Consider the following 23,570-nt stretch of genomic DNA (forward strand, 5'->3'; position numbering starts at 1 on the left):
GTAAACATCGAGTCGGGGCCATGTTTGCGCAAACAACTGCCGTCCGCAAGCCCTCGGTCGGTAACTCTCCCGTCACGGGAGGCGGAAGTCCGCCACCCGGATCGGCGAGGGCGTGGTGCCTGCCGAGGCCCGCTGGTACTGCACGGACAGGACGCCGTCGACCGCTGCGCGGGTCGGGTCGACGTTGACCTCGCCGAACGCGTTGAGCGACGTCGGCGTGAACAGGGTCGTCCAGTCGGTCCACCCGCTCGCCCGGCTCGCCGCCACGATCCGGCCGCCCGGCATCACCAGGTAGGCGTTGTCGGCGCGGTCGAAGGCCAGCTTCGTGCGCTGGGTGCTGTGCGGCGGGACGGGCACTTCGCGCTTGGTCCACGTGCCGCCCGAACGGGTGAGGTGGAAGGTGCGCGCGTGCTGCGCCCGCTGCCGCGCGTAGTCCGAGACCCGGGGCACGAACCGCTCCGGCACGTAGCTGATCACCACGTGCGGTGTGCCGGTGGAGTCCACGGCCTGCGCCTCCTGGTTCATCAGGCCGCGGTCGGGGCTCAGGTGGTCGATGACGACGCCGGGGGACGAGACGCCCACCGCCGTCCCGCCGGTCGTGCCCACGACGGCTCCCGCGTCGTTGCGCCACGTCCGGCCCCGGTCGTCGCTGTAGACGTAACCGGTGTCGTGGTTGGTCAGCCCGCCGGGACCGCCGGACAGCACACCGCTGTCGCCCTCGCGCCACGTGAACGCGGCGTGCAAGCGCCCGCGCCGGTCGTAGTCCAGGCCGTGCAGGTACATGTTGCGCGTGCCGGACACGGCACCGCTCGGCCCGGTGTAGTCGCCGGTGGCGGAACTCCACGCACCCAACCGCGTCCACGTGCCGCCGCGGTACTCGGCCAGCTCGTTGACGCCGTTGCCGGAGCGGCCCGTGCGGTAGCTCAGCTGGAGCACGCCTTCCGGCGTCACGACGAACTGCGGGTACGTGATGTCGCCCAGCTCGACGCCGTCCAGGGTTCGCCGCACTTCGCCGAACGTCGACGAGTCCCACCGCGGCCCCAGGACCGACTTCACGTAGAAGACGCGGTTGTCGTGCGTGTCCATCGCGACGTGCAGCGTCCCGTCCTCGGGTGAGATGCCGAGGGAGATCACGTTGTGCGAATCGTCCACGCTCAACCGGTGCGGCAGCACGACCCGCTCCCACTCGCCGCCGAGCCGCCGCCTGCGTGCCACGACGGCGTCGCGGCTGCCGGTGTACCAGGTTGCGTACTGGTGCCCGGCGTGGGTGAGGATCGCGTCACGCTGGAACGAGTTGTTGTTGACCACGCCGTCGTAGGACACGAAGTACAGCGCGGCGGGGTCCAACAGGGTGTCGGACACCAGGGTCACGGAGGGTGCGGTCGCTTGCCCGGTGTCCGACACCGTCGTCACTCCCGTCGTTATTGCGCGGTGCGGTCCACGACCGCCCACCGCTGGTTCGACCCGGAGTTGGGCACGTACACGCCCACTCGCGCACCCACGCCGGTCGCCTGGCCGACCACGTCGAACAGCCGACCGGTGGCGGCGTTGACGAAGGTGTAGGTGCCGTCACCCGTGGTCGACATGATCCACTGGGCCGCCGGGTCTGTCACCGCGGCCGCCTCCAACACCAGGTTGCCGCCGCGTTCCGCCACCCGCTTGCCGTTGGCGGCGTTGCGCACCGCGTACCGCTCCCGGTTGCCGTTGCCCGCCGTCACCTGTTCCACGTGCCACCGCGCGTCGGCCTGGTCCACCGTGCCGAGGACCACGGAGTTCGCGTCGGCGGAGGGCACCAGGGCCTTGCCGCTCTGCACGCCGGTCAACGAGTAGACGTGACCCGGCCGCACGAGCGCCGCGTCCGCCGCCACGCCGCTCACGCCGTCCACCACGAAGGTGGTCACGGACTTGGCGGGCACGGTGAACGTGGCCGAACGGCTCCCGGCGAGGCGGGCCGCCTTGCCCCGCACCAGGGCGCCGTTGACGTCGGTGACCACCGGGGTCACGGACGCGTTGGCGGCGAACGCGCCGAAGCGCGACAGGTCCAGCGTCACCGCGCGCTGTTCGTCGGTCTTGTTGAGGTGGACGACCGAGACGGAGTCGCCGTCGGCGGACACCGCGGCCAGGCTGGACGTGTCGTCCACCTTCACGACCCGGTCACCCGGTCGCACGAAGTGGGTGAAGTTGCGGATCGTGTAGAACTTGGTGTTCGTGCGGATCGGGCACGTCACGGGCGTGGCGTCCGCCGGGCAGTCGAACGGCACCTGGATCGCGCCCCAGTTCTTGCCCGCCGCGGCCTGCGGATTGTAGTCCTCGATCGCCTGCCACAGCAGCCACGCGGACGGCTCCAGCTCGCGCATGTCGTTGACGATCCGCTCGGCGATGCCCAGACCCGGCTCCATGCTGGTGAAGCTCTGACCGGCGCCCCAGGTGCCGTCGACTTCGCTCATCCACAGCGGCTTGTCCGCGCCCTTGGCGATGTCGCGCGCGGACGTGCGGTGGCCCGTGCCGTAGGTGTGCACGTTGAGCTGGTCGACGGCGGCCTTCGCCTCGGGGCTGTAGGCGTTCCAGTTGGTGCGGAAGATGGTGGGGCTGGTCTCGTCCATTGCGGACAGTCGGGCGGTCAGCGCCGAGTCGTCCAGGGCCTGCCGCAGGGCGAGGACCACGCTCTGCTGGAGGGCCGGACCGGCGTGCGCGCCTTCCTGTCGACCGCCGGTGGGTTGGCCGTCGGGGCCGAGCTGGGTGCCCCAGTACGGGGTGTTCGGCTCGTTGAGCGGGTCGATCGTGTCGAACCGGATGCCGTGGGTCCGTTCGAGGTGCTCGGAGACCTCGACCAGGTAGGTGGCGAAGTCGTCCACCCGGTCGGCGCGGATCTGGTCGGCCGAGGGGTCGAACCCGCCGGAGACGTAGCCGCTGACGGTCTGGAACCACGGCGGGGAGTTGCTGAACGCCTCCCAGTGGGTCACGTTGCCCTTGATCCGGTCGATCCACCAGCGCTGGTCGGCGTCGGCGTCGAGGTTCCAGTGGTCCGGGTTGTCCGGGTCCCACCAGTCGACGTCCTCGCGGGTGGTGCCCTCCGGGGCGCGCCAGAAGCCCGGCATGGTCGCGCCGGCTTTCATGTAGTCGTCGCGCACGTCGGGCGCGTTGCCGCCGCCGATGTTGTAGCGGGCGATGTTGAGGCGCAGGCCGTCGTCGCCGTAGAGGAGGTTGGCGAGGCGGTTGCGGATGGCATCGGGGTAGCCGCCGGTGGCATTGGCGAACCAGACCAGGCTCGTGCCCCAGCCCTCGAACGCGGGCTGCTGGTAGGACGGATCGGGCCGCACGGTCACCGCTGCGGCAGGCACGTCCTGCGCACCCGCCGTCGCCGGGTAGGTAGCCGCCAGGCCCAACACCACCGCCGCGGTCAGCCCTACCGCCACCCGCCGCTTCCCGGTCCTTTCGACCGTCCTCGCCTTGGCGGTCTCTTCGGTCGTCCGTCGTGGGCTCATCGTCGTTGATCTCCTCTTCGGTTCTCGGACCTACCCGGGCAGGTGGAACGGGAGAGCAGGCGGTGCGACCCTGAGCATGTGCGATCGTTTTAGTCGAGTCAAGCGCTATTTTTTCGTTTACGATCGTTTTGCTCTGATCTGGACGCCGAAGGAGTCGAAGTGGTCGCGGTGCTGTGCGTGGGCGAGACCATGGCCGTGTTCACGCCGGCCGAAGCCGGACCTCCCGAGGAGGTGCGGACGTGGCTGCGCGGCACGGGCGGCGCGGAGTCGAACGTGGCCTGCGCGTTGGCCGCCCTCGGCGTTCCCGTCGGCTGGGTGAGCGCGGTGGGCGACGACCCGTTCGGGCGTGCGGTCGTCGCGTCCGTGGCGGAGGCCGGGGTGGACGTGTCACACGTGCTGGTCGACCCGACCCGCCCCACCGGCCTCTACGTCAAGGAGGCGGGCAAGGCCGGCAGCGCCATGCGGTACTACCGCGTGGGCTCGGCCGCGTCCGCGCTCGGCCCGGATGTGCTCGACCGACTCGACCTGGACGCGGTGTCGTACGTGCACGTCACCGGCATCACCGCCGCGCTTTCGCCGTCGTGCTTCGCGCTCGTGCACACCCTGCTGGACCACCCGGGCGTCACGACGTCCTTCGACGTCAACTGGCGCCCGGCACTGTGGGACTCGACCGGCCCGGAGGTCTTGCGTTCGCTGGCGGCGAAGGCGGACATCGTCCTGGTCGGCGACGACGAGGCCGACGCACTGTGGGGCGCCTCCGCCCCGACCGCCGTGCGCCGACTGCTGCCCGAGCCCACCACGCTGGTCGTGAAGCAGGGCGCGACCGGCGCGTCCGTCCTGGTGGCAGACACCCCACCGGTGTTCGAACCCGCACTCACCGTGGACGTCGTGGAACCGGTCGGCGCCGGCGACGCCTTCGCCGCCGGCTTCCTGGCCGCCCACCGCTCCGGCGAACCCCCGGCCCGCTGCCTGCGCTCCGGCCACCTGACCGCCGCCGGTGCCCTGTGCACCCTGTCCGACGTGGCCGTGCCCCTGCCACCGGCCGACGTCGACCGCCTGCTCTCCGCCGACCCGGCCACCTGGGCGGCCGCGCGGGTCAGCGCGGCGGGCGTGAGGTGAGTCCCGGACGGCCGGTCACTCGGGTCCGCGCGGCGGTCGTTCCGTGGGTCTTCGCGCGTGGGCGCCGCCGGGCGTTGCCGGTCAGGCGGGCCACCGTTGCCGGTCAGGCGAGCCGCCGTTGCCGGTCAGGCGAGCCGCCGTTGCCGGTCAGGCGAGCCGCCGTTGTGTAGGGCCGGCGCGGGGAGCGGGTGCTGCGTGGGCCGAGGGCTGGTGTGGGGTGGGGGTGTGGTTGGCGAGGCTCCTCATGGTTTTAACCGAGGTGCGAGAACAGTGTTTCCGTACATTTTTGGCCGATGATCACCCGAAGGTGTGACCGGGTGGTGGCCGGCGAGGTCAGCGTAGTGCGGTTGGGGTGCGGGCGCTGGTTGAGGCGCGTTCGCGTAGTTCGGAGCTGAGCACGACTCGGCGGACTGGGCGGTCGGGGCCCTGGGCCAGGCGTTCGAGCACCAGGTGTACGGCGGTGCTGCCGACGGCGTACTTGGGTGGCCTCATGGCGGTCAGTGGGGGGTGGGCGAATCGGGCGACCTCGTCGTCGTAGGCGACGACGGAGAGGTCGGCGGGCACCCCGATGCCGCGTTCCTCGGCGCGCTGCACCAGGGACACCGCCTCCCGGTCGGAGTGCACCACTAGTGCGGTGGCCCGATGTACGGCGCACAGGTCCAGCACGCGGTCGACGTCGATGGCCCAGGCGGGCTCGTAGTAGGCGGCGACCTGGACTTCGGGGGCGGGGTGGAGGCCCAGGTCGGTCATGGCGTGGTGCCAACCGTCGCGGACTTGGCCGGAGGTCGGGCTCGTGGCGCTGAACGCCAGCCCGATGCCCCGGTGACCCTGGGCGTGCAGGTGGCGGACGGCGAGTTCCGCGCCCGCGGCGTGGTCCGTGCGCACAGACTCGACGTGCTGGCGGTAGGGGCCGGAGACGGCGGAACGTTCGACCAGCACCACCGGCACGGGCAGGGCGGTCAGCCACGCGATCAGCTCCTCCGCCCCGGCACCCCTGGTCGGCGGCGCGACGAGCAGCGCGTCGACCGCACCACTGCCGATCATCCACTCCACCTGGTGCCGCACGTCGTCCACCTGGTACGACGCCCCGCGCAGCACGAGCCGCGCACACCTCTCGTGCGCACTGTCCTGCGCACCCCGGATGACCTCGGGCCAGTAGTAGTCCAGCGACGGCACGACCATCCCGATCGCGGGCGCGGAGTCGGTGCCGGTGGACGGGGCGGGCACGTCGGCGACGAGCCGGACACCCCCGTGCACGCGTTCCACCAACCCCTCGGCGGCCAGGTCGTTCACGTCCCGCCGCACGGTCACGGGGGTGACTGCCATGATCCGGGCGAGGTCGGTGATCCGCACGACGCCCCGGCCCGCCAAGTGCTCCAGCAGCCACTGCCGTCGAGCGGCGGGCAGCATCGTGCCCTTGGTCTCCGGTTTGTCCATCCGCCTCGTCCTGCTGATCGAAACTGATCGTAACAAGCAAACTGTACAGTCTTGCCCTCGCTTTGTGTCTGGGATTGACTGTTTCTGAACTCTTCGAGTGAGGAAACGAAGGAAGGCGACGCAACGTGGAGCAGCGCTACGCGACCGCGCCACCGCAGGTACCGTCCATGACCACGGACGACCTGCGGCGGAACTACCTGGTCGAAGACCTGTTCGCCGACGACGAGGTGCGTTCGGTGTACAGCCACCACGACCGGGTCGTGCTGGTGGGCGCACTCCCGCGCACCGGCCCGGTGACCCTGCCGGCGTTCCCGGAGCTGAAGGCCGAGCGGTTCTTCGACCGCCGGGAAGCGGGCATCGTCAACGTCGGCGGACCGGGCACGGTGACGGTCGACGGCACCGCGCACCGGCTCGCGCCGACCGCCTGCCTCTACATCGGACGGGGCGCCGAGAACGTCTCCTTCGCCTCCGACGACGAGGCCGAGCCCGCCGCGTTCTACCTGTTCTCCGCCCCCGCCCACACCACCTACCCGACCGTCCTGGTCGAGCCGGACGCGGGCACGGTGCGCGAGCTGGGCGACCCCCTGACCTCGAACCGCCGCACGCTGACCCAGTACATCCACGAGAACGGCGTCCGCAGCTGCCAGGTCGTGATGGGCGTGACGAAGCTGCACCCCGGCAGCATGTGGAACACCATGCCCGCGCACACCCACGAGCGCCGCATGGAGGTCTACCTCTACTTCGGCCTGCCCGCGGACGCCCGCGTGGTGCACCTGATGGGCGAGCCCACGGAGACCCGGCACCTGGTCGTCGCCGACCGCCAAGCGGTGATCTCGCCACCCTGGTCCGTGCACAGCGGCGTCGGCACCGCCGCGTACAGCTTCGTGTGGGCGATGGCGGGGGAGAACCAGGCGTTCGACGACATGGACCCGCACCCCGCGGCGGCGCTGCGATGACGCCCGAGGTCACCGGCCTGTTCGACCTGACCGGCCGGACCGCCGCCGTCACGGGCGCCAGCCGCGGCATCGGGCTCGCCGTGGCACGGCTGCTGGCCGCCGCGGGCGCCGACGTGGTCGGCGTCAGCGGCTCGATGCCCGAGGGCGACAGCCCGGCCCGGGCCGCGGTCGAGGGCGAGGGACGGGCGTTCACCCCGATCCGGACCGACCTCGCCGACGCCGACCAGGTGGCCGGGCTGGGAGCGCTGCTGGCAGCCAGGGAAGTGGACGTCCTGGTCAACAACGGCGGGACGATCCGCCGCGCGCCCGCCGCCGAGCACACCGACGCCGACTTCGACCACGTGCTCGACGTCAACCTGCGCGCCACCTGGACGCTGTCGCGCGACGTCGGCCGCGCGATGCTGGCCCGCGGCTCGGGCCGGATCGTCAACATCGCGTCGATGCTGAGCTTCCAGGGCGGCATCACCGTACCCGGCTACACCGCGTCGAAGTCGGCCGTCGCCGGCCTGACCAAGGCACTGGCCAACGAGTGGGCGCACCGGGGCGTCAACGTCAACGCCGTCGCACCCGGCTACGTCAGCACCGACAACACCGACGCCCTGCGCGCCGACCCGGACCGCAACCGGTCCATCCTGGACCGCATCCCGGCTGGCCGCTGGGCCGAACCGGAGGACATCGCGGGCGCGGTGCTGTTCCTGTGCTCGCGCGCGGCCGACTACGTCCACGGCGTCGTGATGCCCGTCGACGGCGGCTGGCTGGCCCGGTGAACCGGGTCAGGGCGGCGGCACCGTCGAGTCGCGCACGCGCAGGGACGGGGTGATCACCACCCGGTGCGCCGGCCGGTCCGGGTCGTGCAGCCGGGCGGCCAGCAACGACACCGCCGCCCTCCCGATCGAACGCCGGGCCGGGCGCACGGCGGTCAGCGCCGGCGTGAACAGCGCCGCCACCTCGTCGTCGTAGGCCACCACGGACAGCCCGGAGGGCACCTTGACGCCACGCTGCTCGGCACGCTGCACCAGGGTCATCGCCTCGGTGTCGGCGTGCACGAGCACCGCCGTGGTGCCGGTGGACGCCAACCCGTCCAGCACCGCGTCCAGCGCGGTGTCCCAGCCGGGCGTGCCCGGTGCCGGGACGGCGGTGTCCACGGTGGACCGCGCGTCGAGGCCCGTCTCGGCGCACGCGTCGGACCACCCGCGCCGCACGTGCGGTGACGTCGGGCTGTTCTCGCTGGTCACCACCCCGACCTTGCGGTGGCCCAACGACACGAGGTGGTGCACGGCCATGGCCGCACCGAGGGCGTGGTCGGACACCACCGACTCCATCACGGCCTGGCGCGGGCCGACGGTCGCCACGCGCTCGACCAGCACGACGGGGGTGTCGAGGGTGCTCAGCCACTCGATCGTGGCCGACGCGGACGGCGCGGTCAGGCTCGGCGCGGCGATCAGCCCGCACACGTCGTCGTTGTCCAGCAGCCGCTCCAACTGGGGGCGGTCGTCGGCGCTCTCGTACGACGACCCGCGCAGCAGGATCCGTAACCCCTGCCCGGACGCCTCCGCCTCGGCGCCGCGGACCACTTCGGGCCAGTAGTAGTCGAGCGAAGGGACCAACATGCCCGCGGCGCCCAGGTGCTCACGCTCCGGCGCGACCTCGAACGGCGGCACGCCGGGCGACAGCAGGTCGGCGGTGGGCAGCGTGGCCCCACCGTGCACCCGGCGCAGCAGGCCCTCGCCGTCGAGGTGGGCGATGTCGCGGCGCAGCGTCACGGCGGTGACGCCCATCTGCTCGCTGAGGTCGGAGATCCGGACCACGCCGTCGCGGTGCAGCGCTTCGAGGATCGACGCGCGCCTCTTGGCGGCCAGCGTGCGCGACTCGGAGTTCACGACGTGACCTGCCCCATGCGCGCTGTCGTCACCGCACGTCCTCCCATCGTTGATCGTGGCCCCAATTATGTGGGCGGCGCGCCGTGGCACCTCGCGGCGACAGGCCGGGTCGCTCGGGAAGCGGTGAGCGTGCTGTGAGTCTTGACACGATCACTCCTGCACGTATTTACTACTTAACAGTCAAAGCGAACAAAAACGAAAGCAACCGGGCACGGTTTGTTCGAACGCCTTCGACGTTGAAGGACGGGTCAGATGAGGGCAGCCACAGGGACCGGGTGGTCCCGCGCCGACTGGGCGGGCACGGCCGACGCGATGCTGCGGTCGGTGCGCCCGTTCGCCTCGCCGAGGCACGCGCGGATCACGTTGCCGGGCCCGGTCGGCGGGTACGGCACCGAGGTCGACGGCCTGGAGGGCTTCGCCCGCACGTTCCTGCTCGCGGGCTTCCGCATCGCGGGTGAGCGCGGAGCCGACCCGGACAACCTCGCCGAGTTCTACGCCGAGGGCATCGCGGCGGGCACCGACCCGACCTCGCCGGAGCGCTGGGTGCGCCTGGACGAGCACCCGCAGGCCAAGGTCGAAGCCGCCTCGCTGGCGCTGGCCCTCGACCTGACCCGCCCGTGGCTGTGGGACCGCCTCGACCCGGCCGTCCAGGAGCGGGTCGTCGGCTACCTGGCGCCCGCGGTGGGCGACCCGACCTACCCGCGCATCAACTGGGTGTGGTTCCGGCTGGTGGTGCAGGCGTTCCTGCGATCGGTCGGCGGTCCCTGGTCGGCCGATGACGTCACCGAGGACCTCGCCACCCACGACGGCTTCCTGCGCGCGGACGGCTGGATGGCGGACGGCCACGAGCGGTCGTTCGACCACTACGTCGGCTGGGCGCTGCACGTCTACCCGCTGCTGTGGTCGCGGATGCCGGGCGCGGAAGGCTTCGCCGAACAACGCCGCGAACGGGACACCGCGCTGCTGGACCGCTTCCTGCTCGACGCCGTGCACCTGGTCGGCGCGGACGGCTCACCGCTGGTGCAGGGCCGCAGCCTGACCTACCGGTTCGCCGCCGCGGCGCCGTTCTGGGCAGGCGTGGTGGCCGAGGTCCCGTCCACACCGCCCGCGGTCCTGCGCCGCGCCGCGACCGGCGTGGTGCGCCACTTCGTGGACCGCGGCGCCTTGGACGAGCGAGGTCTGCTGTCGCTCGGCTGGCACGGCCGGTGGCCCGCCATCAAGCAGAGGTACTCGGGCCCCGGCTCGCCGTACTGGGCGGTGAAGGGCATGCTCGGGCTGGCCCTGCCCGCGGACCACCCGGTGTGGACGGCGGACGAACTGCCGCTGCCCGTCGAGCAAGGCGACTACGTGCGCGCGGTCAAGGCGCCGGGCTGGCTGGTCAGCGGCACGGCCGCGGACGGCGTGGTGCGGGTCGTCAACCACGGCACGGACCACGCGGTCGCCGGTGACACCAAGGGCGACTCCCCGCTCTACGCGCGCTACGGCTACTCCACCGCCACCAGCCCCTTGCTGGACCACGACAGCTGGGCGAACCCGCACGACCAGGCCGTCGTGCTGGTCGACGCCGACGGCCGGACGTCCCACCGGTCCGGCATGGACGTCGGCGTCACCGAGGTGGTCGACGCCGACGGCGTCACCGTGGGCATCGGGTCCTCTTCCGGTGTCGTGCGGTGGCTGGAGCCCGACGAGGCGCAGCAGCACCACGGCTCGGGCTGGACGGGCCGTCACCACGACGCCGGGACCGTCTCGGTGCACTCGCTGGTCCGAGGTCCGTGGGAGGTCCGCCTGGTCCGGGTGGACGCCCTCGCCGAGGACCGCCCGCCCACGGCGCTGCGGCTGTGCGGGTGGGCCGTCGCGGGCGTCGACGTGACCACCACCGACGAACCGTGCGTCCGAGCCGACGACGGCACGCGGTCGAAGCTCACCATCCTCTTGGGACAGACCACCGGCTCGGGTGTGTCCCGGCACGAGGACGCCGGCCCGCTGGGACCGGTCGCCGCGGTCCCGTGGGCGCAGTTGCCCGTCGTACCCGGCGAGTGGTCCGCGGCCCTGCTGGAACTGGCCCGTGACACCGGTGCCCGGTCCGCCGAAGCCGAGGTCCGGCTCGACCTCGACGGGCCGACGACCTGGGTCACCACCCGGTGGCCCGACGGCGCGCGGACCCGCGTCGCGCTGTCCTGACCGGCGGGCCCGCCCGCACCTCCCGTTCTCCCCGTGGCTCGACCAGGAAGTGAAGGACCATGCGACACCGCCATCCCCGGTGGACCGCCATCGCGGCCGCCGTCACCGCCCTCACGCTCACCGCCACCGCCTGCGGCGCCGACGAACCCGCCGACAGCGGCGGCCCGGTCACCCTGACGATGAGCGCGTGGAGCCTGAAGACCACGCCCGAGTTCCAGAAGCTCGCCGAGGCGTTCCAGGCGCAGAACCCGGAGGTGAAGGTCGAGTTCAAGGAGTACGACGCCGCCAACTACGACACCCAGCTGACCGCCGACCTGGCCGCCGGCAGCGCACCCGACCTGTACGTGCTGAAGAACCTCAAGAACTTCATCACCTACCAGAGCGGCGAGCAGCTGCTGGACGTCTCCGACGTCGCAGGCGGGCTCGGGAACGACGTCAACGGCCTCGGCAACTACAAAGTGGACGGTATGACCTACGCGGTGCCGTACCGCCAGGACTCCTGGTACCTCTACTACAACAAGGACCTCTTCACCGCGGCGGGCGTGACGCCGCCCAGCGAGACGTGGACGTGGGCGGAGTACGAGAAGGCCTCGGCCGACCTGGCGGCGGGCCTGAAGGCCGCCGGTTCCCCGGCCAAGGCCGCCTACCAGCACACCTGGCAGTCCACCGTGCAGGGCCTGGCGCTGGCCCAGACGTCGGGCGCCGACCTCGGCAGCGGTGACTACGGCTACCTCGCGCCGTACTACAAGCGGGCGCTGGAGCAGCAGAAGGCCGGTGCGCAGGTCGACTACGGCACGGCGACCACGAACACCCTGCAGTACCAGGCCCAGTTCGGCACCCAGCAAGCGGCGATGATGCTGATGGGCAGCTGGTACGTCGCCACCCTCATCGCGCAGCAGAAGAAGGGTGACGCGCAGGCGTTCCAGTGGGGCTTCGCCCCGGCGCCGCAGGCCGACGCGGGCGCCAAGGCCAAGCCGGTCACGTTCGGCGACCCCACCGGCATCGGCATCAACGCGGCCATCGACGAGGGCAAGGTCGCCGCCGCCAAGAAGTTCCTGACCTTCGCCGCGGGCGAGGGCGCCGCCAGCGCGCTGGCGTCCATCGGCATCACGCCCGCGACGCTCACCGAACCCGTGGTCAAGGCGTACTTCGGGGTGGAGGGCGTGCCGGGTGACGAGCTGTCGAAGTTCGCATTCACCACGCACGACACCCGCGCGGAGAACCCCGTCTCGCCGCAGACCGCCGCGCTGCAGAACATCCTGCTGGAGACCCACTCGGCGATCATGTCGGAGAGCACCCCGGTGGACGACGCCCTGCGCCAGGCGGGCGAACGGGCGCGCAGCGAGGTCCTGGAATCCAAGTGACGACCCGGCGCGGGCCCGGCCTCCGGGCCCGCGCCACCCCACCAACGCAGGAGCACAGAGAGCCGATGAGCACCACGACGGTCGGCGGTCCGCCACGCACCGGGGCGGGTCGCGCGAAGCGGGGGCACCGAGCACTCCGGTCACTGCAGGGCGTGTCGTTCGTCCTGCCGAACTTCCTCGGCTTCGGCCTGCTCACCCTGGGCCCGGTCGTCGCGCTGTTCTACATCTCGTTCACCAACTGGAACGTCTTCGGCACCGCCAAGTGGATCGGGCTGGACAACTTCACCCGCCTGCTCAAGGACGCGAGCTTCCACACCGCGCTGCTCAACACCCTGTACTACTCGGCGTTCCACATCCCGCTCACGCTCGCCGTGTCGCTCGCCCTGGCCCTGCTGCTCAACCGGAAGCTGCGCGGGGTGGCGTTCTTCCGCACCGCCGCGTTCTTCCCCTACATCACCTCGATCGTGGCCATCGCCATCGCGTGGAACCTGCTGTTCAGCCGCGACGCCGGACCGGTCAACCAGATCCTGGGCCTGTTCGGGGTGGACGACCCGCCCGGCTGGACCGCGTCGTCGGACTGGGCCATGCCCGCCGTCATCATCGTCGGCGTCTGGCGCGAGATGGGCTACTACATGCTGCTGTTCCTGGCCGGGCTGCAGACCGTGCCACCGGAGCTGCACGAGGCCGCCCGCATCGACGGCGCGAACGCCTGGCAGCGCTTCCGCAACGTCACCCTGCCGTGCCTGCGCCCCACCACGTTCTTCGTCACGGTCATGCTCACCATCGGCAGCTTCAAGGTCTTCGACCTGATCCTGGTGATGACCAACGGCGGCCCCGGCCAGTCCACCCTGGTGCTGTCCCAGTACATCTACCAGAAGGGCCTGGTGGAGAACCGGTTCGGCTACGCCTCCGCCATCTCCGTCGTGCTGTTCGCGCTCTGCATGCTGGTCACCGTCGTGCAGTTCGCCGTCAACCGCAGGAGGAACGCCTGATGGCCGCGCCGCACGCGCTGACCGACCTCGCCGCACCCGGCCCGGTCGAACCCGGGCCCGCCGCCGCGCCCGAACGCCGCCGTGGCCTCTCGCCCGGCAAGGTGCTGGGTTACGCCGTGCTCGTGGTGGCCGCGATCGGACTGCTGCTGCCGTTCTTCTGGATGGTCTCCTCGTCGCTGAAGACCAACAGCGGTGTCTTCTCGATCCCGGTGACCTGGTTCCCCGACTCGCCGCAGTGGGGCAACTACGCCGAGATCTGGCGCATCTCGGACATGCTGACGTGGCTGAAGAACACCGTCTTCCTGTCGGTGGTCGTCACCGTGCTGCAGCTGTTCACCGGCAGCTTCGCCGCCTACGGGTTCGCCAAGACCCGCTTCCCCGGCCGCAACCTGCTCTTCCTGCTCTACATCGGCACGATCGCCGTGCCGTGGCAGGCCTACATGATCCCGCAGTTCATCATGATGTCCGAGGCCGGTCTGACCAACACGCCGTGGGCCATCATCGCGCTGCAGGCGTTCGGCGCCTTCGGCGTGTTCCTGATGCGCCAGTACTACGCCACCATCCCGGACGAGCTGTGCGAGGCCGCCCGGGTCGACGGCCTGAGCGAGTACGGCATCTACTTCCGCATCATGCTGCCGCTGTCCGTGCCCGCCCTGGCCAGCCTGGCGCTGCTCACCTTCGTCACCACCTGGAACGACTACCTCGGTCCGCTGATCTACCTGCGCGACCCCGACCTGTGGACCATCCAGCTCGGGCTCAAGTCGTTCGTCAGCGAGTACAACGCCGAGCACGCCCTGATCATGACCGGCTCGGTGCTGTCCGTGCTGCCCATCGCGGTGGTGTTCCTGCTCGGGCAGAAGTACTTCGTCCAGGGCATCGCCACCAGCGGGATGAAGGGCTGACCGAGGTGAAGTACGAGCTCTACAACAAGGTTTTCGCCACCGCCTACGCCCTGCTGGCCACCAGCGTGCTCGTGGTGGCCGCGAGCGCGCCGTTCCTGGCCGTGCTGCTGTTCACCCCGGTCGTCTCCTCCTGGCCGTTGCTCGTGCTGACCGCGCCGTTCCTGGGGCCTGCCGTCGCCGCCGCCCACGCCGTGTTCGGCTCCGGGACGTCCGACGTCGTGCGGGGGTTCGCGCGGGGGTGGTGGTCGCACGGTCGCCGGGCGGCGGTGGTCGCCGGTGCGGCGTCGGGCGTGCTGGTCGTGCTGGTCGTCGACGTCCGCGCGGCCTGGGGGAGCCCGGTCGGGGCGGTCGCCATCCCGGTGCTGGCCGTCCTCGCCCTGCTCACCGTCGTGACCGCGCTGGTGACGCTGACGGCCGTGGTCGAACGGCCGGACGTGCCCGTTCGGCGGCTGGCCCGGGCCTGCCTGTTCCTGGCGCTGCGCCGCGTCCACTTCAGCGTGGTGTCGCTCGCGGCGCTGTGGGTGTTCGCCGCGGCGGTGGGCGCGATGCCCGTGCCCGCGCTCGGGCTGCTCACCGGCCCGGTCCTGTACGTCGTGTGGGTGGGCAACCGCGCGACCTTGCGAGGAGTCCGCGCCGTCGAGGAGCCCGAGCTCGCGGCGCGGTGAGCCGAGATCGCCGTTCCGTCACCCGTTCTGAGGGAGAACCATGTCCGCGGAAGCAGACCGCGCCGCACCGACCACCGACCACCTGGCCGTGGCCTGGGACGCCGCCGTGGCGACCGTTCGCGGCAACATCGCCGACTTCACCGCCTGGTACCCGGACGACACCACCACCGGTGGTGCCTACCGGCCGCGCAGTGCCCGTGACGGGCAGCCGGAAGGCGCCAACGTCGGCTGGACCACCGGCTTCTGGCCGGGGATGCTGTGGCTGGTCTGGGAGGGCACCGGCGACGACGCCGTGCTGCGCGCCGCGCGCCACCAGGTCGACAGCTTCGCCGACCGCGTCACCCGCGGCATCGACCTGGACACCCACGACCTCGGTTTCCTCTACACCCTGTCCTGCGTGACGCCGTGGCGGCTGGTCGGCGACGAGCGGGCCCGTGACGCCGCGCTGGCCGCCGCCGACCACCTGATGGTCCGGTTCCTGGAACCGGCGGGCATCCTGCAGGCCTGGGGCGACCTGACCGACCCGCTCCAGCGCGGCCGCACGATCATCGACAGCCTGATGAACCTGCCGCTGCTGTACTGGGCGGCCGGGACGACCGGTGCGCGGGCGTTCCGCGACGCCGCCATCCGCCACACCGAGCAGCTGCGGCGGCACATCCTCCGCCCGGACGGCACCACGTTCCACACCTTCTACTGGGACGTCGACACCGGCGAACCGCTGCGCGGCGCGACCGAGCAGGGCCACCAGGACGGCTCCTGCTGGGCACGCGGGCAGGCGTGGGGCATGTACGGCTTCGCCCTGGGCTACCGGCACGTGCGCGAGCCGTCGTTCCTCGACGCGGCCCGCCGCTGCGCCGACTACTTCCTCACCCGCCTGCCGGCCGACCGGGTCGCCTACTGGGACCTCGTGTTCACCGACGGCAGCGGGCAGGAACGCGACTCCTCGGCCGCCGCCATCGCCGTGTGCGGCCTGTACGAGATCGCCGACCACGTGGACGACCCGGACACCGCCCTGCGCTACCGCACCGAAGCCGACGCCATCCTGACCAGCCTGGCCACCGCGTACTCCACCGCGCACGACACCACGTCCACCTCGCTGCTCCGGCACGGCGTCTACGACATGCCCAAGAACGTCGGCGTGGACGAGGGGAACCTGTGGGGCGACTACTTCTACCTGGAAGCCCTGAGCCGCCGGCTGCGCGCCGACTGGCGCAGCTACTGGTGAGCTGACGGGGGGTGGGCGCCCGCGCCCGAGCGCCCACCCCCCTGCCGGTCAGCCGGTCAGCCGGAACGTGGCGTCCGCGCGGCCCGTCGCGTCGGTGATCGGGTCGAGCCGGAGCTGGTAGGCGTAGTGCCGGAGGTACCGGTCGGGGAAGTTGTAGGACTGGAACGACGACCAGGCCGAGTTGGCCAGGCCGGCGACCTGGCGGAACGTCGCGTCGGCCCGGAACGTGGCGGTTCCGTCGTCGGCGGCGAGCACGAAGTCGTAGTTGCTGTGGCGCAGGTAGTAACCGGGGTAGTTGACCGACTGGAACGACACGGTGCCGGTGCCCGCGAGACCGGGCATGACGCGGAACTGCGCGTCCTGCGCGGGACTGACGTTCGGGTCGATGCGCACGTCGAAGTCGGCGTGGCGGACGTACCGGTCCTGGAAGTTGTAGGACTGGATGCGGTTGACCGGGGCGGAGGTGCCCCACTTGGCCAGCACCCGGCTCTCCTCGGCGGCGGTCAGGTTGAGGATCGAGCCGTGCCGCTTGCGGGTGCTGCCCAGCGAGTAGTCGGTGCGGGTGGTGAAGTTGCGGGTGCTGCCGAGGTTGGTCGACGTGATCGGCATGTACCCGCGGCCGGTGGCGTACTGGTCCAGCCACAGCGCCCACTCGGTGCGGCCGTTGAACTGCATCCACATCGGACCCTCGACCACGTTGCCGCCGCCGGTGCCGTTGGAGATGCCCATGTGCGACAGGTTGCCGATGGTGGTCCAGGAGCCGAGGATCGAGTTGCTGCCCTCGACGGTGATGTGGCCGTCGGCGGAGGCGCGGAAGTAGCGGTAGCCGCCCACACCGCTCGGCGACTCGATGATCTGGGTGTCGATGATGCCCTGACCCTGGCCGCGGTCGATGTAGAGCACCGGCGAGCTGACCGAGCGGAAGTCACGCGTGCGCACGTAGTAGATCCGGTGCTTCTTCACGCCGTTCAGCGTCGCGTTCGTCGCCCAGTAGACGACGTAGTCCCCGGACGACGGGTCGTAGATCGCCTCCGGCGCCCAGGCGTTGCCCGCGCCCGAGATCGCGCCCGCGACGTTGAGCAGGCGCGGCGCCGACCAGGTGACCAGGTCGGTGGACTCCCAGACGACCAGCGACTTGCTGCCGTTGTTGGCCGCGTCGGACCACGACGTGCCGGACCCGATGCGCAGGTCGGTGGCGATGATCCAGTAGCGGTCGCCCGCGGGGGAGCGGACCAGCGCGGGATCGCGCACACCGCGCGTGCCCACGGTGGACAGCAGCACGGGTGCGCCGTTGTTCAGGTCCGTCCAGCGCAGGCCGTCGCGGCTGTGCGCGAGGTAGATCTGCTCGCCGTTGGCGTGCTCGCCGGTGAAGTGGGCCATCAGGTAGCCGGTGAACGGGTCGAGCGCCTCGGCCCGCCGTTCGGTCACCGCCGACCACGACGTGAACATCAGGACCACGGCGGTGACCAGCGCGCCGATCCTCGTCAGTGCTCGTGACACGGGTGATCTCCCTTGATCACAGGGTGGGGACGATCGGGGCGATGGTGCCGTCGGGGTTGAAGGTCAGGCGGTCGACGGTCACCTCCCGGTTGGTGCCGTTGCCCGCCGGCACGGCGAAGCGGTGGTAGGCGACGTGCCAGGTGTCGCTGGTGGGCGCCTTGACCACCGAGTGGTGACCCGGCCCCTTGATCCCCAGGTCCAGCCGCTTCTGCAGCACCACACCGCGCTTGGTCCACGGGCCGAGCGGCGAGGGACCGGTGGCGTAGGCGACCCGGTAGTCCTCGTCACGCGTGTCGTTCTCCGACCACATGAAGTAGTAGGTGCCGTTGCGCTTGAACACGAACGACGCCTCGCGGTAGCCGACGGGGGTGATGTCGCGGACCTTGGCGGGGTCGAACGACGTCATGTCGGCGTTGAGCGGGACGACGTACGCGGTGCCGTTGCCCCAGTACAGGTAGGACCGGCCGTCGTCGTCGGTGAACACCATGGGGTCGATGGCCTGCCCCGAGTAGGTGCCCGCCCGGATCAACGGCCTGCCGAGGACGTCGCGGAACGGCCCGGTCGGCGAGTCGGACACCGCCACGCCCAGGTGCTTGGCCGTGTCACCGGACGCCGCGCCACCGCTGAAGTACAGGTAGTAGCGGCCGTTCTTGGCGACCACGGCCGGTGCCCACGCCGAGTTGTCCGCCCACGAGACGTCCGGCCCGTGGTCCAGGATTACGCCGTGGTCGGTCCAGTTCACCAGGTCGGTCGAGGAGAACGCCTTGTAGTACGGCGACGCCCAGCTCGCGTACCCATCGGTGGTGGGGTAGAGGTAGTAGCGGCCGTTGAAGTTGGTGATGTGCGGGTCGGCGAACAGCCCCGGGATCACCGGCCCCTTGGCGGTCTTCGGCGTCCACGGTGCGGTGAGGCGGAACGAGCTGTCCGCGCGGAACTGCGCCGTGTCCTGGTAGGGGTCGATCCACAGCTGGTAGTCGCGGTGCCGCAGCCGCCGGTCCGGGAAGTTGAACGAGGCCAGCGACACCGAGCCCGTGACCGAGCCGGTGACGGCGCAGAACGTCGCGTCGGCGCGGAACGTCGCGTCACCGGTGTTGGCCTCCAGGCGCACCCGGTAGTCCCGGTGGCGCAGGAACATCCCGTTGGTCGCCTGGAAGGAGTAGCACGACGGCGAGGCCAAGCCGTTGACGACGGTGAAGGTGGCGTCCCGCTTGGTCTGCGCCGTGCTGCCGGACGTCACGGGGTCGAGTCGGCCCAGGTAGTCCGCGTGCCGGACGAACCGGCCGGGGACATTGACCGATTCCAGCGACCTCGCCCCGGTCGGCATCGTGGCGGCTGCCGCCGACGGCACCGGCAGGGCGAGGGTCGAGGCGATGACGAGCAGCGCGAGCGCGAGCGTGCCGGTCCGTCGTGGCATCGAGGAGCTCCGATCTTCGGTGGTCGGGGCTTCGTGAGCGTTAACACCTGGCCTGCTGGGCGACTCCGGAGTGCACGTTTGCAGCGAGTATGGGTTATGTGTGCGTTAACATCAAGGCCTGGAGCGCAGGGTAGGGCCCGTAGCTCGTCGGACACCGGATGACGCGATCCGCCCCGGGAAGGCGACGCGGTCGCGCACAATGTGCGCGGGGGTGGGCGATGCTGCGGATCGTGCTTGCGGCGGCGGTGGTGCTGCTCGGGGCGGTGTGGGCGGTGGCGCAAGTACCCGCGGTGGTGGCCGGTGTGCCCCGCCACGCGCCCGACCAGCTGCCGCCGAGCGCCGCCGAGGCCCTCCAGCGTTGCGTCGAGTCGATGCGCTCGACCGGGGTGACGTCCTCCGCACCGTTCACCGCCGGCCCGAGCCGGGTGCGCGGACGGGAGATCGCCGTCGTGGCGCGTTCGGCATCGGTCGCCCTGACGTGCACCATCGACGGCAACTCCATCACCTCGGCGCACCACGAAGTCTTCGGCGACGCGGCGTTGAGCCCGTCGAGCACCGTGGGCGAACCGTCGAGCGGGGACTGGTTCGCCTCCGGGGTGGTGCGCGCCGACGTCGCCAGGGTGAACGTCCGGACGGGGTCCGGGCAAACCGTGACCGCGCAGGTCGGCAACGGCTGCTTCCTGGCAGATCTGAGCGGCGTGCGCGAGCACGGGCCGCTGCGCTATCTGCTCGTCTACCAGGCGCTCGACGCCCGTGGTCAGGTTCTCTACGAGCGTTGACGGCGACCCCCGGGCGCCGCCGACGGTCTCACTTCGCGGTGAGTTCCGACCGCACCGCCTCCCACGCGAAGCCGTCCGGGTCGGTGAACGCGCCGGCGTCACCGCGGATGGTGATCCGGTGCGACCCGGTGCCCTCGGGCGGGACGCCGGCGTTCTTGGCCAGGGCGCGGCGCCGGTACAGGCCGAGCTTGACCGGACCCGTGCCGGCGTCGAACTCGACGTACATGCGGGCGAAGCTCTTGCCCACCACCAGGCCCTGCTCGACGTAGAACTTCTTGCTCGCGGCGACGTCCGCGACGCCCAGCAGGAGCACGATGCCGTCGATCTCGCGGGTGGCGGGCCCGGTGTCCTTCTTGGCCGAGGTCGCGATGGTCCAGATGGCACCGTCCGGCGCCTGCACCGCGCCGCCGTAGCCCCAGAGCGACTTGGCGGCGGGCTTGAGCACCGTGGCGCCGGCGTCGAGGGCGGAGGCGACGAAGCTGTCGACGGTGGCGGGCTGCGCCACGGTGAGCGACAACGTGTAGCCGCGGAAGCCGGTCGAGGGCGCGTCCGAGGTGCGGAAGCCGACCTGGCCGTCGAGGTCGAAGGCGGCGGTGTAGAAGCGATTGGCGGCCGCGGTGTCGGCCACGTCCAGGGTGACGGATTCGATGATTGCCATGGCCGTAACGCTAGGTGCGGGCCCACGACCGGTGCTTCTCGATTCCTGATCGGTCCGCGTGCGTATGTTGGGGTGCGTGGGGGATGCGGGTGGGCTCTTGGCGGACCGGAACTTCCGGCGGTTCTTCCTCGGTTACGCCACGTCGGTGGTCGGGTCGTCGATGGCACCGGTCGCCATGACGTTCGCGGTGCTGGACACCGGGGCGTCGGCGGGCGACCTGGGCCTGGTGCTCGCGTCGGGCGTGGTGTCGACGCTGGTGTTCCTGGTCGCGGGCGGTGTGCTGGCCGACCGGGTGCCGCGCCGGCTGGTGATGGTGGGCGCGGACCTCGGGTGCGCCGCCGCGCAGTTGGTGTTCGCGGCGCTGGTGCTCACCGGCACCGCGCAGCTGTGGTCGATGATGCTGCTGGCGGCCGTGCGGGGCGGTGCGGCGGCGTTCTACCAGCCCGCCTTGGCCGCGATGCCGGCCGAGCTGGTGCCCGAGGACCGGCTCCAGCGGGCGAACTCGGTGCTGGGGCTGGCGAAATCGATCCCGGACGTGGCCGGACCGGCGGTGGCGGGCGTGCTGGTGGCGCTGGGCGGCTCGGGGGTCGTGCTGGTGGTCGACGGCGCGAGCTACCTGCTCAGCGCGGTGTTCCTGGCCGGTGTGCGGGTGCCGCCGCGCACGGGCGTGCCGCGCACCCGGCTGCTCGCCGACCTGCGCGCGGGCTGGGCGGAGATCCGCACCCGCCGCTGGCTGTGGGCGGGCGTGCTGCAACTCGGCCTGTGGAACCTGGTGGTGATCTCGCCGTACCTGGTGCTGGCGCCGGTGGTCGCGCGCAACGACCTGGGCGGTGCGTGGGCGTGGGGGTCGATCGCCGCCGCCCAGGGCGCCGGTGCCGTCCTCGCCGGTGTGGTGCTGTTGCGGCTGCACGTCCGCCGCACGCTGGTGGTGATCGCGGTGGTCCACCTGGCCTGGGTTGGCGTGCTGGTGCTGCTGGCCGCCCGCGCGCCGCTGCCGCTGATCATGGTGGCCGCGTTCGCCGTGGGGTTCAGCCTCAGCACGTTCAACGCGCTGTGGCGCACCACCGAGCAGACCTTGGTGCCACGCGGTGCGCTGTCCCGGGTCGCCGCCTACGAGCTGCTCGGCGCGTACGCCCTCGGCCCGATCGGGCTGGCGCTGGCCGGGCCGGTGTCCGAGGCGGTCGGCATCGGCACGGTGCTCGTGGTCGCCGCCGGGTGGCAGGTGCTCAGCAGCGCGCTGATCCTGCTCCTGCCCGAAGTGCGCTCGCTGCGGTTGGAGCGTCCCGAGGTCAGTCGGTCGACGTCCTCTTGACACCCGCACGAGCCAGCTCCCACACTGGCTCGACCGCGTTGATGTTTGCGCAAACATCTCCTGCGGTCGTCGAGCCGGCCGACCGCCGCGGCCGGGTGCACCACCCGGATGTGCCAGCGCGCCGATCGGGCCCACGCCGGTCGCTGGTTCGTTCCCCGTTGTGGGCCGGACAAAGGAGTCCAGATGTCCCGCTTGTCTCCGAGGCGGTGGCGTGCGGCGGTGACCGCCGCCGTCGTCGGCCTGGCCGCCGTGCTCGTCCCCGGCGGCACGGCACAGGCCGCGCCGGTCACCGTGGACGTGGGCGTGCAGTTCACCGACACCAGCGGTAACCTCGTCCAGGCGCACGGCGGTGGCGTGATCAAGGTCGGGAGCTACTACTACTGGTTCGGCGAGAACCGGCACCCGGACAACCTGTTCCGCGCCGTGTCGGTCTACCGGTCGACCGACCTGAAGACCTGGGAGTTCCGCAACAACGTCCTCACCCAGAACAGCCACGCGGAGCTGCGGACGTCCTGGGTGGAACGCCCGAAGGTCATCTACAACGCGTCCACCGGCCAGTACGTCATGTGGATGCACTGGGAGAACGGCCAGCACTACGGCGAAGCGCGCGCGGCGGTCGCCTACTCGTCCACAGTGGACGGCAACTACACCTACCAGGGTAGTTTCCGGCCGCTCAACCACATGTCACGCGACATCACGCTGTACAAGGACGACGACGGCACCGCGTACATGATCTCCGCCGCGCGGGAGAACTACGACCTGCACATCTACCGCCTCAACGCCGACTACCGCGGCATCGCCCAGCTGGTCGGTAACCCGTGGCCGGGCGGGCACCGCGAGGCACCGGCGGTGTTCAAGCGCAACGGCGTCTACTTCGTGCTCACCTCGGGCGCCACGGGCTGGTCGCCGAACCAGGCCAAGTACGCCACCGCCACCAGCATGTCCGGCCCGTGGAGCGCGATGCGCAACGTCGGCGACTCCACCACCTACCGGTCGCAACCGGCCTACGTGCTGCCGATCCAGGGCACCCAGACGACGTCCTACCTCTACCTGGGCGACCGCTGGGCGGGTGCCTGGGGCGGGCCGGTCAACGACTCGGGCTACGTCTGGCTGCCGATCACGTTCTCCGACAACACCACCATGAACCTGCCGAACGCTGGCCGGATCGTCATCGACACGGCGACCGGCACGATCAACACCGTGGCCCTGACGTACAACCGGATCACCGTGCGGCACTCCGGCAAGTGCCTCGACGTCGCCAACGCCAGCGGTGCCGACGGCGCGGCGCTCATGCAGTACCCGTGCGGCAGCGGCAGCAACCAGCAGGTCCGCCTGCAATCCGCGGGCGGGAACTACTACCAGCTGATCGCCAGGCACTCCGGCAAGTGCCTCGACGTCAGCGACAACAGCACCGCCGACGGCGCGGCCGTGGTGCAGTGGAGCTGCAACTCCGGGCAGAACCAGCAGTGGTCGCTGGTCGACGCCGGGTCCGGCTACTCCAGGCTGGTGGCCCGGCACTCGGGCAAGTGCCTCGACCTGCCCAGCGGCTCACAGGAGAACCTGCAGTTCAAGCAGTACCCGTGCAACGGTGGGCAGAACCAGCAATTCCAACTCACCCGGGTCTGACCCGAGGGGGAACGCCGGCGCGACCGTGCCGGCGTTCCCCGCTCAATGCCGTGACAACGCGCCGAACCTGGGTGA

The 23,570-nt window shown here is 71.2% G+C and carries 19 protein-coding genes; 12 read left to right on the forward strand and 7 right to left on the reverse strand.

Annotated elements, in window-relative coordinates:
• Positions 1–72: 72 nt before the first annotated feature.
• Complete coding sequence (locus tag A6A25_RS37670; RefSeq protein ID WP_241829131.1) at positions 73–1,362, reverse strand: BNR repeat-containing protein; 1,290 nt, start codon at positions 1,360–1,362, stop codon at positions 73–75.
• Positions 1,363–1,421: 59 nt separating this feature from the next.
• Entirely contained in the window at positions 1,422–3,485 is a 2,064-nt protein-coding gene (locus A6A25_RS37675; protein ID WP_073898636.1) for an RICIN domain-containing protein, read from the reverse strand.
• A 168-nt stretch (positions 3,486–3,653) separates the two neighbouring features.
• On the opposite strand from A6A25_RS37675, the gene A6A25_RS37680 reads away from it, so the two are divergent.
• Positions 3,654–4,604, forward strand: a complete 951-nt coding sequence (locus A6A25_RS37680; protein ID WP_198933008.1) for a sugar kinase — start codon at positions 3,654–3,656, stop codon at positions 4,602–4,604.
• A 333-nt stretch (positions 4,605–4,937) separates the two neighbouring features.
• Here A6A25_RS37680 and A6A25_RS37685 read toward each other — a convergent pair whose 3' ends face one another.
• Positions 4,938–6,041 (reverse strand): substrate-binding domain-containing protein, encoded by a 1,104-nt coding sequence (locus A6A25_RS37685; RefSeq protein WP_241829132.1) that lies wholly within the window; start codon positions 6,039–6,041, stop codon positions 4,938–4,940.
• Positions 6,042–6,208: 167 nt separating this feature from the next.
• Between A6A25_RS37685 and kduI the strand changes: the two genes are divergently transcribed.
• Positions 6,209–6,997 (forward strand): 5-dehydro-4-deoxy-D-glucuronate isomerase, encoded by a 789-nt coding sequence (gene kduI, locus A6A25_RS37690; RefSeq protein WP_198932997.1) that lies wholly within the window; start codon positions 6,209–6,211, stop codon positions 6,995–6,997.
• Positions 6,994–7,764: an SDR family oxidoreductase gene (locus tag A6A25_RS37695; protein ID WP_073898641.1), complete on the forward strand. Its 771-nt coding sequence runs from the start codon at positions 6,994–6,996 to the stop codon at positions 7,762–7,764. The genes kduI and A6A25_RS37695 overlap by 4 nt, the downstream gene beginning before the upstream one ends.
• A gap of 6 nt (positions 7,765–7,770) precedes the next feature.
• Here the strand turns inward: A6A25_RS37695 and A6A25_RS37700 are convergent, their stop codons facing one another.
• Positions 7,771–8,877, reverse strand: coding sequence for a substrate-binding domain-containing protein (locus tag A6A25_RS37700; RefSeq protein ID WP_073898644.1), 1,107 nt, complete (start codon positions 8,875–8,877; stop codon positions 7,771–7,773).
• A gap of 252 nt (positions 8,878–9,129) precedes the next feature.
• Here A6A25_RS37700 and A6A25_RS37705 point away from each other — a divergent pair, with 252 nt between their 5' ends.
• The 6 genes from A6A25_RS37705 (at position 9,130) to A6A25_RS37730 (ending at position 16,206) form a co-directional block, all read left to right on the forward strand.
• The gene (locus A6A25_RS37705; RefSeq protein WP_073898646.1) at positions 9,130–11,058 is read left to right on the forward strand and encodes a DUF2264 domain-containing protein; all 1,929 of its coding nucleotides are present in this window, start codon (positions 9,130–9,132) and stop codon (positions 11,056–11,058) included.
• Between the two features lie 59 nt (positions 11,059–11,117).
• Entirely contained in the window at positions 11,118–12,422 is a 1,305-nt protein-coding gene (locus A6A25_RS37710; protein WP_073898648.1) for an ABC transporter substrate-binding protein, read from the forward strand.
• 65 nt (positions 12,423–12,487) lie between these two features.
• The gene (locus A6A25_RS37715) at positions 12,488–13,414 is read left to right on the forward strand and encodes a carbohydrate ABC transporter permease (protein ID WP_073898650.1); all 927 of its coding nucleotides are present in this window, start codon (positions 12,488–12,490) and stop codon (positions 13,412–13,414) included.
• A complete protein-coding gene (locus A6A25_RS37720; protein WP_083668985.1) occupies positions 13,414–14,316 on the forward strand; it encodes a carbohydrate ABC transporter permease in 903 nt (300 codons plus the stop codon). Before A6A25_RS37715 ends, A6A25_RS37720 begins: the two co-directional genes overlap by 1 nt.
• A 5-nt stretch (positions 14,317–14,321) precedes the next feature.
• Complete coding sequence (locus tag A6A25_RS37725; protein ID WP_073898652.1) at positions 14,322–14,981, forward strand: hypothetical protein; 660 nt, start codon at positions 14,322–14,324, stop codon at positions 14,979–14,981.
• A gap of 40 nt (positions 14,982–15,021) precedes the next feature.
• On the forward strand, positions 15,022–16,206 hold the full coding sequence (locus tag A6A25_RS37730) for a glycoside hydrolase family 88 protein (protein WP_073898654.1): 1,185 nt from the start codon (positions 15,022–15,024) through the stop codon (positions 16,204–16,206).
• A 48-nt stretch (positions 16,207–16,254) separates the two neighbouring features.
• On the opposite strand, the gene A6A25_RS37735 is transcribed toward A6A25_RS37730, so the two are convergent.
• Positions 16,255–17,706 (reverse strand): glycoside hydrolase family 43 protein, encoded by a 1,452-nt coding sequence (locus tag A6A25_RS37735; RefSeq protein WP_073898656.1) that lies wholly within the window; start codon positions 17,704–17,706, stop codon positions 16,255–16,257.
• A gap of 16 nt (positions 17,707–17,722) precedes the next feature.
• Positions 17,723–19,120, reverse strand: a complete 1,398-nt coding sequence (locus tag A6A25_RS37740) for a family 43 glycosylhydrolase (protein ID WP_073898658.1) — start codon at positions 19,118–19,120, stop codon at positions 17,723–17,725.
• Positions 19,121–19,338: 218 nt separating this feature from the next.
• Here A6A25_RS37740 and A6A25_RS37745 point away from each other — a divergent pair, with 218 nt between their 5' ends.
• Positions 19,339–19,899 carry a hypothetical protein gene (locus A6A25_RS37745; protein ID WP_073898660.1) on the forward strand — a complete coding sequence of 187 codons (561 nt, stop codon included), beginning with the start codon at positions 19,339–19,341 and terminating at the stop codon, positions 19,897–19,899.
• A gap of 28 nt (positions 19,900–19,927) precedes the next feature.
• Here the strand turns inward: A6A25_RS37745 and A6A25_RS37750 are convergent, their stop codons facing one another.
• Positions 19,928–20,557, reverse strand: a complete 630-nt coding sequence (locus A6A25_RS37750; RefSeq protein WP_073898662.1) for a glyoxalase — start codon at positions 20,555–20,557, stop codon at positions 19,928–19,930.
• A 76-nt stretch (positions 20,558–20,633) separates the two neighbouring features.
• Between A6A25_RS37750 and A6A25_RS37755 the strand changes: the two genes are divergently transcribed.
• Together A6A25_RS37755 and A6A25_RS37760 are read left to right on the forward strand one after the other, a co-directional pair.
• The gene (locus A6A25_RS37755; RefSeq protein WP_158073897.1) at positions 20,634–21,869 is read left to right on the forward strand and encodes an MFS transporter; all 1,236 of its coding nucleotides are present in this window, start codon (positions 20,634–20,636) and stop codon (positions 21,867–21,869) included.
• Between the two features lie 183 nt (positions 21,870–22,052).
• Entirely contained in the window at positions 22,053–23,495 is a 1,443-nt protein-coding gene (locus A6A25_RS37760) for an RICIN domain-containing protein (RefSeq protein WP_073898666.1), read from the forward strand.
• The last annotated feature ends 75 nt before the right edge of the window (positions 23,496–23,570 follow it).

It is taken from the genome of Saccharothrix sp. CB00851 (assembly GCF_001905065.1).
GTDB lineage: Bacteria > Actinomycetota > Actinomycetes > Mycobacteriales > Pseudonocardiaceae > Actinosynnema.